The organism is Dactylosporangium sp. NPDC005555 (assembly GCF_040605635.1).
Classification (GTDB): Bacteria; Actinomycetota; Actinomycetes; order Mycobacteriales; family Micromonosporaceae; genus Dactylosporangium.
This window is the reverse complement of sequence record NZ_JBEXDG010000002.1, coordinates 1-12,255: the sequence shown is the minus strand read 5'-3', so window position 1 is coordinate 12,255 and position 12,255 is coordinate 1. Positions and strand designations below refer to the sequence as shown.

Here is a 12,255-nt window from a genome sequence, read left to right as displayed (position 1 = left end):
ATCGTGGTCAGCGCTGGCCGATGACGTTCATCGCCATCGCCAGCGCGACCAGGACCGCCGCTGCCGTCGCGATCACCCGGAGGCCGCGCAGCGTCTCGCCCACCGCCGCCTTGCGAGCGGTCGGCACGAGCGCCTTCGTGCGGGTGTAGTCCAGCCGGGCCCGCCTCGCCTTCATGTTCGCGCTGCCGGCGGCGAACCCGGCGACGACTGCAATGCAGACACCGATCAGTGCCGCTCCCATTCCGCCCTCCTTGCGTCGTTTCCACAGCATCCGCGCTGCCAGGGAAGGCGAGAAGCCCCCGAAAGAGGGAGGGTGATCTACGCCTCTCGATGTGAGGGTGGTCACCGTCAGCGGAGTGTGGGTTCACGTGGAACAATCGGCTGTCACCTTGAAGGGATCGTCGCGCTCGCGTGTTCACCACCCTGTTGCCCCTGCTGGCCTTCGCGCTGCTCACCGCGGCGAACGCAGGCTTCGTCGCGGCCGAGTTCGCCCTGGTCACCGTCGACCGAGCGGAGATCGAGCAGCAGGCCAGCGCCGGTGACCGCAAGGCGCGCACCGTCCGGCTGGCGCTGCGGGAGCTGTCGTTTCAGCTGTCCGGCGCGCAGCTCGGCATCACCATCACCGCCCTGCTCGCCGGCTATCTCGCCGAGCCCGCCCTGGCGCACCTCTTCGAGCCGCTGCTGAAGCCGGTCTTCGGGACGGTGACCAAGGGCGCCGCCCACGTCGCCGCACTGATCCTGGCCACCCTGCTGTCGATGCTCTTCGGCGAGCTCGTGCCGAAGAACGCCGCACTCGCCAAGCCGATGCCGGTGGCCCGGGCGACCGCCGGCCCGCAGCGCACGTTCTCCAAGCTGTTCTCCTGGCTGATCCGCCTGCTCAACGACTCCGCCAACTGGGTCGTGCGCCGCTTCGGCGTCGAGCCGCAGGAGGAGCTGGCCAGCGCCCGGTCGCCGGAGGAGCTCGGCCTGCTCGCGGCGATCTCCGCCCGCGCCGGCGCCCTGCCGCGCGAGACCGCGGTGCTGCTGCAGCGCACCATCCGCTTCGGCGACAAGCGGGCCGCCGAGGCGATGACCCCGCGCGTCGACGTCATCTCGCTGCGTGCCGACGCCACCGTCGCCGACCTCCTCGCCACGTCCGTGCAGACGGGGTACAGCCGCTTCCCGATCTACGTGCAGACCCTCGACCAGGTCACCGGCGTGGTGACGGTCACCGACGCGCTGGGGGTGCCGCCGGTGCGCCGGCCCACCACCAAGGTCGGCGCCGTCGCCCGCGAGCCGGTGTTCGTGCCGGAGAGCCTCGACCTCGACGGCGTCCTACAGGCACTGCGCCGCGGCGGCTCCGACTTCGCGATCGTCGTCGACGAATACGGCGGCACGGACGGCGTCGTCACCGTCGAGGACCTTGTCGAGGAGCTCGTCGGCGAGATCGTCGACGAGCACGACATCGAGGAGGAGCCGACCACCGCGCACGGCATGCCCGACCTCACCGCCCCCGGCGACGAGCGCACCCTGCTCGTCGACGGCGTGCTGCGGGAGGACGAGCTGGCCGAGGTGACCGGCTTCCGGATGCCCGAAGGCCCATATGAGACGCTCGCCGGCTTCCTGATGGCCCGGCTGGGCCGCATCCCCACCGTCGGGGAGATCTGGAAAGAGGACGGCTGGGAGTTCACCGTCGTGGAGGTCGAGCGGCGCCGGATCGAGCAGGTGCGCGTCGTGCGCCCGGAGGCCTTCGATGAGTGAACTGCTGATCACGGTACTGCTGCTGCTGGGCAACGGGTTCTTCGTCGCGAGCGAGTTCGCGCTGATCGCGTCACGGCGCACGGTGATCGAGCCGATGGCCGCCACGTCGCGGCGCGCCCGCACCGCGCTGCGGGCGATGAGCGAGATCCCGCTGATGATCGCGGGTGCGCAGCTCGGCGTCACGATCTGCTCGCTCGGCCTCGGCGCACTGGCCGAACCCGCGCTCGCCCACGGGCTGGAAGGGCCGTTCGAGGCGCTGCACGTACCGGAGCAGCTGATCCATCCCGTGGCCTTCATCCTGGCGCTCGGGGTGGTCGTGTTCGCGCACACCGTCGTCGGTGAGATGGTCCCCAAGAACCTGACCCTCGCCTCGCCGGAGCGCGCGGTGCTGTGGCTCGGCCCGCCGATGCTCGCCTTCTGCATGGTCTTCAAGCCGGTCCTGGTCGCCATGAAGTGGGCGTCCCGCACGATCCTGTCGCTGTGGCGGATCGAGACGACCGGCTCGGTGAAGACCGTCTTCACCGCCGAGGAGCTCGCCGGGCTCGCCGCCCAGGCCACCACGCAGGGCCTGCTGGCACCCGAGGAGCACGCCCGGATCGCCGGCGCGCTCGCGCTGAGCCAGCGCACGGCCCGCGACGCGCTGCGGCTCTGGTCGGAGATCACGACCGTGGCGGAGGACGTCTCGCCGGCGTCACTGGAGGTCCTCGCGACCCGCACCAACCGGTCCCGATTCCCGGTCGTCGATCGGGCGTCCCGGCGCGTGCTGGGCTTCGTGCACGTCAAGGACGTCATCGGTTTCGTCGGCCCGCAGCGGCGCGCCCCGATCCCGCTCGACCTGATCCGACCGCTCGGCATCGTGCCGCCGACCCGGACCCTGGCCGAGCTGCTGCTCGCGATGCGCCGGGAGCGACAGCACATCGTCCTCGTGAGCGACGGGCGCGTGCCGATCGGCGTGGTCACCCTCGACGACGTCCTCACCGCGGTCGTCGGCGGCGAGCAGGCTGTCCCTCTTTAGGGTTTTGCCGCGATTTCAGCATCCGCATTTCGGCATAATGTCCGGTTATGCGTATGTGGCCCCCCGTTCTACTTGCGCTTGCCTCGGTGGTCGCGGCCAGTGGCTGCGCGGCTCGTCGAGTGCCTGCCGAGACGCCCTCCGCCCGGCCGTCCTCCGGTCGTGCCTCGGTCTCCGCCGCACCGACCGCGGTGGTCCAGCCGTCCTCGGCGGCGGCCGCCGCGCATCGGGCGACCGGCATCCGGTACTCCTTCGACAGCGGCATCATCGGTCCAGTCCTGGACGGTGCGGGCCGGCTGCCGCTGCGGGTCCGCAAGGCCGGCGGGGACCTGTCGACGGTGCCGCACAACGGCGGACTCGCGGTGCGATTTCCGCAGCCGTGTGAGCATTACGGTGCGGAGAGTTGTGCACGTGCCATCCTGCAGAGCGGCCCCGCGGAATTCCTCAATCCGGGACAGGGCGCGTTCACCTATGGCGCCAGTGTGCTCGTAGCGCCGGATGAGACTTCCAAGGGCGCCAATGTGCTGCAAAAAGGGTTCTCGGTCGGTGGCAGTCAGTTCAAGTTGCAGGTGGACGGTGCCGCGGGGCGTCCCAGTTGTGTGATTGTCGGCACTTCTGGACCTACCATTTATGTAGCCCTCGCGTCGCTGACCGTGGCCGACGGACGGTGGCACCAGATCGAGTGTTCGCGCAGTGACGCCCTGCTCACAGTGGCTGTCGACGGTCGGATCAAGGGAAGATCGCCGATCCCTTCGTCACTGTCCATAGTGAACCCGGATCCCCTCTGTATTGGTGGCAAGGGCACCAGTGCGAACAACGACCAGTTCATCGGTGCAATTGATGACGTGTTTGTCGCCGGAGTGGCCTGACTTTTCGCCCAATTCGGACAACAATCGAGGATCGACTTGCCCGTTCGGAGCGGTCGCCATAACGTGAATTCCGGTCGGATGGATGTCCGCGCCCAGCACGGGCGCGCCAGACGGCACCGCCGAGTCGAATTTTTCTTTGAACCGGGGACCCACCTGCGCCATTTGGGGTGAATCCGCGACACGTCGCGGTAGGACGACCTTCCCGTCCGAACCCGTCAGCTAACCCGGTAGGCGGCTGGAAGAAGGAGTATCTCCTCGATGCGGCCCAACCGTCTGGTTCGGCTCCTCGTCGCTACACTCGGCGGCCTGTCGCTCGCCATCGGGATCACCGGAGCCGCCAAGGCGGACCCGACCCCGGCCGAGCTCGAAGCGCAGATCGACAAGAAGTGGAATGAAGTCGAGCCCATCATCGAGCAGCACAACCAGCTCAAGGGCGAGCTGAAGGCCAACCTGGCGAAGCAGACGGCACTCAAGAACCAGATCGACCCGCTCCAGGCGCAGGTCGACTCCGCCCTGCTGCGGGTCAGCGCGTTCTCGGTCCTGCAGTACAAGACCGGCCGCGTCTCCAGCTTCAACGCGCTGATGACGACCGGCTCGCCGGACACCTTCGCCGAGCAGCTGGTCATGCTCAACATGCTGGCCAAGGACGAGGCCGCCGGCATCAAGGACGTCATGGACAGCAAGAAGGTCCTCGACGACCAGAAGAAGCCGCTCGACGACCTGATCGCCACGCAGAAGGCCGCCGAGGCCGAGATGGCGGCCAAAGAGACCACCATCAACGCCGAGATCAAGCAGCTCAACGACATGCGCACCAAGGCGTATGGGTCCGGCGGCGCGACCGGCGAGCTGCGCCCCGTCGCCTGCCCGGTCGAATACTCCGGCGGCGACGCCGCGAAGGCCGCGCAGGTCGCCTGCCAGCAGATCGGCAAGAAGTACGTGTGGGCGGCCGAGGGTCCCAGCACGTTCGACTGCTCGGGCCTCACGCTGTACGCGTGGAAGCAGGCCGGCCACACGCTGCGCCACTACACGAAGTGGCAGTACTCAGACACGAAGCGCGTCACCCGCGCCGACCTGAAGGCCGGCGACCTGGTCTTCTTCTACAGCGACCTGCACCACGTCGGCCTGTATGTCGGCGGCGGCTGGATGGTCCACGCCCCGACCAGCGGCGACGTGGTCCGCATGAAGAAGATCGACAGTGCGCCGATCGCGGGATACGGCAGAGTGGGCTAGTTTCCGGTTTCGACCAAGGGGGGCTTCGGCCCCCTTACGTCGTTGTGGGCCAGGTGCGCCAGTTCTGATAGGAGCGGCTCGCCGTCGGGCCGCGCTGGCCCTGGTACCTGCTGCCGTAGACCGCGGACCCGTAGGGATGCTCTGACGGGCTCGACAGCCGGAAGATGCACAGCTGCCCGATTTTCATCCCCGGCCAGAGCATGATCGGCAGGTTGGCCACATTGGACAGCTCGAGCGTCACGTGCCCGGAGAACCCCGGGTCGATGAACCCCGCGGTCGAGTGCGTCAGCAGCCCGAGCCGCCCGAGGCTCGACTTGCCCTCCAGCCGGCCGGCCAGCTGATCGCCGAGGCTGATCACCTCGAGCGTCGAGGCGAGCACGAACTCCCCCGGGTGCAGCACGAACGGCTGCCCGTCCTCGACCTCGACCATCGCGGTGAGATCGTCCTGCTGCGTCGCCGGGTCGATGTGGGTGTACAGGTGGTTGTTGAACACCCGGAACCAGCGGTCGAGCCGCACGTCGATGCTCGACGGCTGGACCAGGTCTTTTTCGAAGGGCTCCAGCCGGAGTTGGCCGTCGGCGAGCTCTTTTGTCAGGTCACGGTCGGAGAGCAGCACGTCTGTGACCCTATTACGCCGCCTCTTCAGTGGCCTTCGCGGTCGCCTCGTTGATCTTTCTGAGGACCTTGGTAGTGATCGCTAGCTCCTCCTCGTCGAACTCCTCCAGCGCCCCGCGCATGTGCCGCCCCAGCGGCGCGAAGAACGCCTGCGCCAGGTCCTTCGCCGACGGCTGCATCACGAGGTGTACCCGACGCCGATCCGCCAGGTCGTGCCGCCGCTCGACATGGCCGGCCCGCTCGAGCCGGTCGAGCAGCGCCGTCGTCGCCGCCGGGCTCAACCTCAGCGTCCTGGCCAGCTCCCCGGGCGTGAGCGGCGTGTCCTCCTCCGTTGCCCGCCAGATGTACGCCACCGCGTTCATATCCGTGCGGTGCAACCCGTGCGCCCGCGTGAACACCTCGACGAACCGGTCTGCCTCGAGGTTGAACTTCCTGAGGAGGTCGATCAGCGCGTCGGTGTCACCCACCGGACCATTGTCCTTCATTCGTGGAATCACACACTTTTCGTACACGTGTACGAGTAACTTGGAGGCATGGCGACGTGGGCTTCATTCTCCGCGGCCGAGCCCCTCCTGGCGACGGCCATCCGCACCCTGATCTGTCAGTACGGCCCGGGCATGGGCTACCTGGCCACCATCCGCCCCGACGGAGGACCCCGCGTCCACCCCGTGATGCCCGTCATCACCGACGAGGGCCTCTACTGCTTCATCCTCCCCTCCCCGAAGCGCCACGACCTGGACCGGGACGGCCGCTACGCGCTGCACAGCTTCCCCGCCGAAGACACCTCCGACGAGGCGTATCTCTCAGGCCACGCTGCCCCGGTCATGGATCCCCTGGTCGTGGCCTCCCTCGCCCTGCAGATGCGAGCGGCCCAACGCGTGGACTGGAAGCTCTACGCCCTCACCATCGAGGTAGCGATGATCGTCCAACGCGACTCCCCCCTCACCTCCACCAGGACCCTCTGGCGCGACCGCTTAGCCCGAGTTCCCAGAGCCCGCCGGAATGGTCCGTGCACGACGCCCGCGGATTCGGTACAGTAGGCGTCGCTCGCGGGTGTAGTTCAATGGCAGAACATCAGCTTCCCAAGCTGACAGTGAGGGTTCGATTCCCTTCACCCGCTCCACGACAAAGGCCCTGGTCAGGACATATGTCCAGCCAGGGCCTCTTGCATGTCTGGTCACTCGAAACCCACCGCGGGCCATTAGCGTGCCATTGGCTCAACTGTCAGCTGTCCTGATGCGACTCAGCCCTGATCCACCGATGAAATTTCGACGCTGTGCTGATGTCAGTTCATGATCTTGGAGTGTTGATCGGGGCGTGTGGGGGTGACCGGCCGGTTTGTCGGTGCGCTCGGTGGCTCGGTGGGTCTGGTGCTGGGGGGTGGCCGGCGTCGGCTGCGTGTGTCTGTCCTGTGGATGGTCAGGTGGGTGGGGCGTGTGCGTTGGTGAACAGGCGTAGCCAGTTGTGTTGCCAGGGCCAGTGTTGCGGCAGGTGGATGGTGAGTTCGCGGGCGTGGCGGCTGATCCGGCCGGCGATGTTGATGAGGTGTCTGCGGATGGTGGCGGCGCGGGCTGTGGCGTGGGGTCGTCCGGCGAGGGTGGCGGCGGCGCGGGTCAGGTTGTGGGCGATGGCGATGCAGGCCAGCCAGGCGTTGTTGGCGTTGAACCGGCCCGATGGTAGGTGGGCGAGGGGTCCGTCGATGAGTTCGGCGAAGACCTGTTCGATGATGGCGTGGCCGCGGTGCTGGGCTTCGGCCTGGACGAGGACGTACGGGCTGTCGGTGAACGCGGCGTGGTAACGCCAGACGGTGAAGAGCTCACCCTGATCGTCCACTGTGGATTTGTTGAGGTCCGGGACGCGGCGTGCGATGAGCCGGGCGGTGACTTCGTGGCGGGTGCCTTCGAACGCGGTGTAGGTGGTCTCGGCGATCTGCGCGCGGGAGATGAACCGCTGCTGGTCGTCGTCCCAGACCGGCTGTGGGTAACGGATTTCGGTCCAGGCGTCCTCGCCGATCGCGGCGATCGCCCGCCGCACCTTGGCGTCGATGCGGACGGTGACGGAGAACCGCACCCGGCCGCGGCGGCAGGCGGTGATCACCGTCCGGGAGTAGAACGCTGAGTCTGCACGGACCACGATCTCGCTCGGTACCGCCGTTGCGGGCGACGCCGTGGTGGTGGCCGTGGTGGTGGACTGCGCCGCCAGGACGGCCTTGGTCGTGGCGACGGCTTCGGCGACCAGGGCTGCCGCGCCGCGGGCTGAGCCGGCGTTGCCGGCGCGCAGCTGGGTCGCGGCGATCACCGGTGCCGCGTCCGGGGTGCTGATCGTGGCGATCAGCGGGTTCAGGCCCCGCAGCAGGACCTGGTATCCGCCGATCTTGGCGTGACCGAACGCGGCGCCCTGTTTCTGCTTGCCGTAGACCCTGCGCAGCAGCGAGTCGACGTCGACGAACGTGACCGCGTCGGCGCCGGTCAGCAACGGTGCCTGCCCGGCCAGCCGGACCAGGAACTGCCGTCCCGCGGCCTGCAACTGCCGGACATGGCCGTGGGTGAACGTCCGCAGGAACGACCCCAGCGTCGAAGGCGCGTACACGCTGTCGAACAGGACCGGCATACCGCCGTGGCGCAGCACGTCCAGGTCGTCGATCGAGTCGGCGCCGGTTACCATGCCCGCCACGATCGTGGCGACCTTCCCCGACGCGTTGGACCCCTTGTCCGTCGGCACCCGCAGCCGGGCAGCAACGACCCCGTGCAGGTCACACCGCCGCGCGAGGGCCAAGACCGGCGCCAGCCCAGCGCACGACACCAGATTCGGATCATCGAACGATGCGCGCAGCCGCGCCGCGCCATGCGATATTCTCACCCTGACGGTGCCCTCTCGAACCGGACGATAGATGCCTCAAGAACCTCTATCTTTCCAGCTCGCGGGGGCATTGTCGCGTCCGAGACGCCTCCGTCACATCAATATCATCGGTGGATCAGGGCTCAGGCGGCAGCGTCGCGGTGAGGCTTGAAGGTGATGTCGAGCTCGGCGTCCAGTGCGGCGGCGAGTCTTGCCAGCAGAGGCACGGTGGGTGTGGCGCCGCCCGACTCCAGGCGGGACAACTGGGGCTGAGTCATGCCGGCGCGTTCGGCGAGTTCGCCTTGGGTGAGGCCGAGTTCGGTGCGGCGGTCGTAGACCATCTGGCCGAGCAGGAGTGCTGCCCGTGCCTCTTCGTAGGCGGCGTTGTGTTGCTCGGCGCCGGTGCGCTCCCAGCGAGAGTGACGTGCCGTCATGATCCTTCCGCCCTTCCGTTGTGCTTCATTGCCATTTTCGCTCGAAGATCTCCGTCGCCGGCGCATGGTCCTCGTGTCCGAGCTCGCACGTCTGCTGAGCGGCGATGGCTCGCATGACCTCGGCGCGCTCGACCTGGCGGGACTTGCGGAACACAGTCAGCAGCACGACCCGCGTCTGCGGCGCGAGCCAGTAGCTGACACGGACGGCTGACCTGTCGAGGTGGAACCGCAGCTCGCGGGTCTTGCCGCCGAGGTGGCGTGAGTAGGGTTCGCCGAGCGTCTCAGCGCGCTCGGCGAGGATGTCAGCCATCGCTTCGACCTTGGCGTACTCGGTGAGCCGCAAAGTTTCGAGCCAGTCCCGGACCTCTGGCTCCAGCTCGATGACGTAGCGTCTCACCCTTCGAAAGGTATACCGTTCTTGGTATATCCGGCAAGCTGTCTCCGGGCCATTAGCGGGCCATTAGCCCAGGCGAAGGCTGGCCGCTCCAGGCCGTTCGCGGCAGGCGTGACCTGGAGGTTGGCGAGTTCGGCCGGGGAGACTTGTACGGTTCCCAAGCTGACAGTGAGGGTTCGATTCCCTTCACCCGCTCAATCCCGGGGTCCCCCTGTTCGCGTCAGAGCGCGAACCAGGGGGATTTCGCATTCCTCCTGGGGCCCGAGCCCCAGACCCCACGATCTGTGGTCACCCACCGTCGTGGCCGGCCGCATCACGTCATCTTCACCCCCGTCTTCCTGATGGCGGTTCGAAGTGGTGCTTGCGGGTGGCAGCGCTCCGGCTGGTTGGGGTCTCGCGTCGGATGCTGCAGGGCTGACTCTTGCCCTCGCTGCGGTAGCCTCGGGTTGCACTATGTAGAGGAGTCGGGATGAGTGCCGCGACTGTGGGTGCTGAGATGCCGGCCCAGGTCACCTTGGATGACCTGGCCGCGATGGCTGCTGCCGACGAAAACCACCGCTACGAGCTCAGCCCCGAGGGAGTGTTGTCCGTCATGCCGCCAGCGGACCCCGATCACGCGCTGCTCGTGACGCGGATCTTCGCCTGGTTCCTGACCAATGGATACGGTCCGGAGCAGGTCGTTGTCGATTGCGGCATTGACGTGGGCGGCGGGCGAGTGCCAGACCTTTCGGTTTGGGCCGAGGGTCGGCCTCCGCGGCGGGCGCGCTCGAGCTACGCGGGCACGGACGGCCTGCTCCTGGCAGTAGAGGTTGTTTCCAGGGGATCCGAGATTGCCGATCGAGTGACGAAGAAGGTCGAATACGCAAAGGTCGGCATTCCGCACTACTGGATCGTTGAGCGGGACGCAGGCAACACCGTTCACCGGCTGGATCTGGACGTCGAAGCAGCGGAATATGCCACTGCGGGTGACCCGCAGCCCCTCGCCTGGCTGTTGACCACGATCCCAGACGTGTGATGTGGGAGGTCGGCGCCGAGGCGGGATGCTGGCCGGCCGCGCCGACGTGCCATTAGCGTGCCATTACGGCAGGCTCAGCGAGGTCGCTCCAGGCCGGTCTATGCCGTGTGGTCGAGCACCTGACCTGGGTGAGCCGGACTGATCTGTGCAGTTCCCAAGCTGACAGTGAGGGTTCGATTCCCTTCGCCCGCTCCAAACGCTCCGCCCAGGTAGACGACATGATCGCCACCCCTGGGCCGTCGTCATTTCGATCTCTGTCGGGTGAGCGTGCCCGCTGCGTGCCCCTTGGTCGTGCGCGGATACCCTTCGCGAGTGCAGTTCGACGTGCCGGACGCCATCAAGCGCATCACCAAGCAAGAACTGATCGACCTGACCGCCAAGGCGTGGGGCCTGCACCTCGGGGCGGGGCGTCATGCCGACTGGCTGGTGGAGCACCTGCCGGACGCCGCCACCGGCTTTCTTTACGCGGTGCTGCGGGAGTCGCACCCTCAGCCGTCCTACCGCTGCCTGATCGTGGTCCGGGTGGCGGGCAGGGAGGTCGAACACTTCTCGCTCGACCTCCTTCCCGAAGACTTCGATCAACTGCCGGACGTTGACGGACAGGCGTTGCTCCGCCTCACCCGCTGGGCGCTGTCGTACGTCCCGATCAGTCCGCTGCCACCGGAGACGTAGACCGACCCTGCTCGATCATCTGGCTGAGCCGGTCGGCGATGACCTGGTCACGGCCCGCCGACTTGTGCAGGTAAATGAGCGCGGCGCGGGTTGTGGCGTGTCCCATCGATCCATGAGGTCGCGCAGGGTTGCGCCGGTCTCGGCGCCCAGGTGTTCCCGGTGTGGCGGAGGTCGTGGAAGTGCAGCCTCTCGACGCCGACCGCTGTGAGGGCCTTCGTCCAGTGGTCCTGGAAATTCGACCGGCGCAGCGGCCCGCCCTTCGGCCCGACGAAGAGCAGCCCGTTCGGACCCTTCTCGGCGTACTCGTCAAGTGGCCCGCTACGCGGGCCGCGCCGTTCGCGTTCGGCCTGCTGGCGGCGCGAGCGCCGGCATCGGCCGGCGCGGCGGCGGGTTCGGCCTATCGTGCTCGCAAGTGCCCTACCACGCGGAGTGCGCATATCATCGAAGATGACCCCGTCGGCTCGTCGTCAGCTTTCGTGGAGTGGCAACGCGCACTGCATGTGCTCACCTCCGACGAAGCAGCAGCGCGTGAGTGGCGCCGCCTGCGCTACCGGTTCGCGCACCGTCTTGGTGAGGCGCTGGTCGGCAGTGCAGATTCCGAGCAGGAAGTCAAAGGGCCGGTGCTCTACGGTGTTTGGCTGCACTGGGGGCTGCTCTACATCGGCCAGACGCTGGAAGCGCAGCGGAGGCTACGGGACCTGCCGATCGGGGAGAGCCATCATCTCGCGACGACCTTCCCGCCTGAGATCTGGCATCGGGTTGTGGTCATTGAGTGGTCCAAGCTCCCCGAGGCTACCGCCCTCATCGCGGAGTTCTCGCTGGATCTCATCGGCTTAGCGTTGGAGCACGGTATGCAGGTGCGCCTTCGCCCGCTGGTCAACTCCGAACGTCGGACCTCCGCTGGTGGCTGGAGACTGGTCGACTGGGAGCGGAGCCAGTCCCGTGGTGCTCGTGCCGCCGTACAGATTGACATGCTTCTCGGCGCTGTACAGAACCTCTGGGATGAGGCGGCGAAGCAACGCCCGGGGTCGATCGTAAGTCCGGTGGCCTATCGGGTGATCTTTCCGGAGAGGTTGGTCGACCGCCCGGCGGCGCCGTGACGATCGCGTGGGCGGTCGAGGGCCGTCGTGTGCGGGGCGATCGGCTGCCGCGCCGCTGCGCGGCTTGCCCTCGATGACGTCGACCAGGCCGTCGAGCAGCAGGCCAGCGGCGGCGGGCGCGGCCAGCGCGACGGCAGGCTCGTGTCCTTGCCGTGCCCCTCACATGCCCGGAGCCACGGTGAACAGCGGCATCTCATGGTCCGGGCCGGGCTCCGGGTCGAGCGGCTGACCAGGGCGCGGCGCTGGTGAGAGGTTCGGTGGAGCGAGATCCGCGCGAGTTCGTGAGCTGCGGTTTCATCTGGAGCGTGACGCCGTGCGGATCACGTACTGGATCGC

16 protein-coding genes, 1 tRNA gene and 1 riboswitch are annotated in these 12,255 nt (G+C 67.7%); of the genes, 10 read left to right on the top strand and 7 right to left on the bottom strand.

The window, feature by feature from the left end:
- Positions 1–7 precede the first annotated feature (7 nt).
- Positions 8–241 (bottom strand): hypothetical protein, encoded by a 234-nt coding sequence (locus ABZS58_RS02700; RefSeq protein ID WP_354776856.1) that lies wholly within the window; start codon positions 239–241, stop codon positions 8–10.
- Positions 242–411: 170 nt separating this feature from the next.
- Here ABZS58_RS02700 and ABZS58_RS02695 point away from each other — a divergent pair, with 170 nt between their 5' ends.
- The 4 genes from ABZS58_RS02695 to ABZS58_RS02680 all read left to right on the top strand — a co-directional run bounded on the left by ABZS58_RS02695 (position 412) and on the right by ABZS58_RS02680 (position 4,851).
- The gene (locus tag ABZS58_RS02695) at positions 412–1,740 is read left to right on the top strand and encodes a hemolysin family protein (protein WP_354776855.1); all 1,329 of its coding nucleotides are present in this window, start codon (positions 412–414) and stop codon (positions 1,738–1,740) included.
- Entirely contained in the window at positions 1,733–2,755 is a 1,023-nt protein-coding gene (locus ABZS58_RS02690; RefSeq protein WP_354776853.1) for a hemolysin family protein, read from the top strand. Before ABZS58_RS02695 ends, ABZS58_RS02690 begins: the two co-directional genes overlap by 8 nt.
- Positions 2,756–2,943: 188 nt before the next feature.
- A complete protein-coding gene (locus ABZS58_RS02685; RefSeq protein ID WP_354776851.1) occupies positions 2,944–3,621 on the top strand; it encodes a LamG-like jellyroll fold domain-containing protein in 678 nt (225 codons plus the stop codon).
- A 107-nt stretch (positions 3,622–3,728) separates the two neighbouring features.
- Positions 3,729–3,871, top strand: a riboswitch (cyclic di-AMP (ydaO/yuaA leader).
- A gap of 8 nt (positions 3,872–3,879) precedes the next feature.
- Positions 3,880–4,851: an NlpC/P60 family protein gene (locus ABZS58_RS02680; protein WP_354776849.1), complete on the top strand. Its 972-nt coding sequence runs from the start codon at positions 3,880–3,882 to the stop codon at positions 4,849–4,851.
- 34 nt (positions 4,852–4,885) lie between these two features.
- On the opposite strand, the gene dcd is transcribed toward ABZS58_RS02680, so the two are convergent.
- Together dcd and ABZS58_RS02670 are read right to left on the bottom strand one after the other, a co-directional pair.
- A complete protein-coding gene (gene dcd / locus ABZS58_RS02675; RefSeq protein ID WP_354776847.1) occupies positions 4,886–5,467 on the bottom strand; it encodes a dCTP deaminase in 582 nt (193 codons plus the stop codon).
- Positions 5,468–5,480: 13 nt separating this feature from the next.
- Positions 5,481–5,933, bottom strand: coding sequence for a MarR family transcriptional regulator (locus ABZS58_RS02670; protein ID WP_354776845.1), 453 nt, complete (start codon positions 5,931–5,933; stop codon positions 5,481–5,483).
- Positions 5,934–5,999: 66 nt separating this feature from the next.
- Between ABZS58_RS02670 and ABZS58_RS02665 the strand changes: the two genes are divergently transcribed.
- Positions 6,000–6,506: a pyridoxamine 5'-phosphate oxidase gene (locus ABZS58_RS02665; protein ID WP_354776843.1), complete on the top strand. Its 507-nt coding sequence runs from the start codon at positions 6,000–6,002 to the stop codon at positions 6,504–6,506.
- A 9-nt stretch (positions 6,507–6,515) separates the two neighbouring features.
- A tRNA-Gly gene (locus ABZS58_RS02660) sits at positions 6,516–6,589 on the top strand.
- A gap of 296 nt (positions 6,590–6,885) precedes the next feature.
- On the opposite strand, the gene ABZS58_RS02655 is transcribed toward ABZS58_RS02660, so the two are convergent.
- The 3 genes from ABZS58_RS02655 to ABZS58_RS02645 all read right to left on the bottom strand — a co-directional run bounded on the left by ABZS58_RS02655 (position 6,886) and on the right by ABZS58_RS02645 (position 9,135).
- Positions 6,886–8,325, bottom strand: a complete 1,440-nt coding sequence (locus tag ABZS58_RS02655) for an IS1380 family transposase (RefSeq protein WP_354776841.1) — start codon at positions 8,323–8,325, stop codon at positions 6,886–6,888.
- A gap of 122 nt (positions 8,326–8,447) precedes the next feature.
- A complete protein-coding gene (locus ABZS58_RS02650) occupies positions 8,448–8,738 on the bottom strand; it encodes a helix-turn-helix transcriptional regulator (RefSeq protein ID WP_354776839.1) in 291 nt (96 codons plus the stop codon).
- Positions 8,739–8,763: 25 nt separating this feature from the next.
- On the bottom strand, positions 8,764–9,135 hold the full coding sequence (locus ABZS58_RS02645; RefSeq protein WP_354776837.1) for a type II toxin-antitoxin system RelE/ParE family toxin: 372 nt from the start codon (positions 9,133–9,135) through the stop codon (positions 8,764–8,766).
- A gap of 466 nt (positions 9,136–9,601) precedes the next feature.
- Here ABZS58_RS02645 and ABZS58_RS02640 point away from each other — a divergent pair, with 466 nt between their 5' ends.
- On the top strand, positions 9,602–10,147 hold the full coding sequence (locus tag ABZS58_RS02640) for a Uma2 family endonuclease (RefSeq protein ID WP_354776835.1): 546 nt from the start codon (positions 9,602–9,604) through the stop codon (positions 10,145–10,147).
- Positions 10,148–10,459: 312 nt separating this feature from the next.
- Complete coding sequence (locus tag ABZS58_RS02635; protein ID WP_354776833.1) at positions 10,460–10,819, top strand: hypothetical protein; 360 nt, start codon at positions 10,460–10,462, stop codon at positions 10,817–10,819.
- 47 nt (positions 10,820–10,866) lie between these two features.
- Here the strand turns inward: ABZS58_RS02635 and ABZS58_RS02630 are convergent, their stop codons facing one another.
- Complete coding sequence (locus ABZS58_RS02630) at positions 10,867–11,067, bottom strand: hypothetical protein (RefSeq protein WP_354777406.1); 201 nt, start codon at positions 11,065–11,067, stop codon at positions 10,867–10,869.
- On the opposite strand from ABZS58_RS02630, the gene ABZS58_RS02625 reads away from it, so the two are divergent.
- The gene (locus ABZS58_RS02625) at positions 10,981–11,919 is read left to right on the top strand and encodes a hypothetical protein (protein ID WP_354777444.1); all 939 of its coding nucleotides are present in this window, start codon (positions 10,981–10,983) and stop codon (positions 11,917–11,919) included. The two genes, ABZS58_RS02630 and ABZS58_RS02625, sit on opposite strands and share 87 nt — an antisense overlap.
- A 27-nt stretch (positions 11,920–11,946) precedes the next feature.
- Positions 11,947–12,168 (top strand): hypothetical protein, encoded by a 222-nt coding sequence (locus tag ABZS58_RS02620; RefSeq protein ID WP_354776831.1) that lies wholly within the window; start codon positions 11,947–11,949, stop codon positions 12,166–12,168.
- The last annotated feature ends 87 nt before the right edge of the window (positions 12,169–12,255 follow it).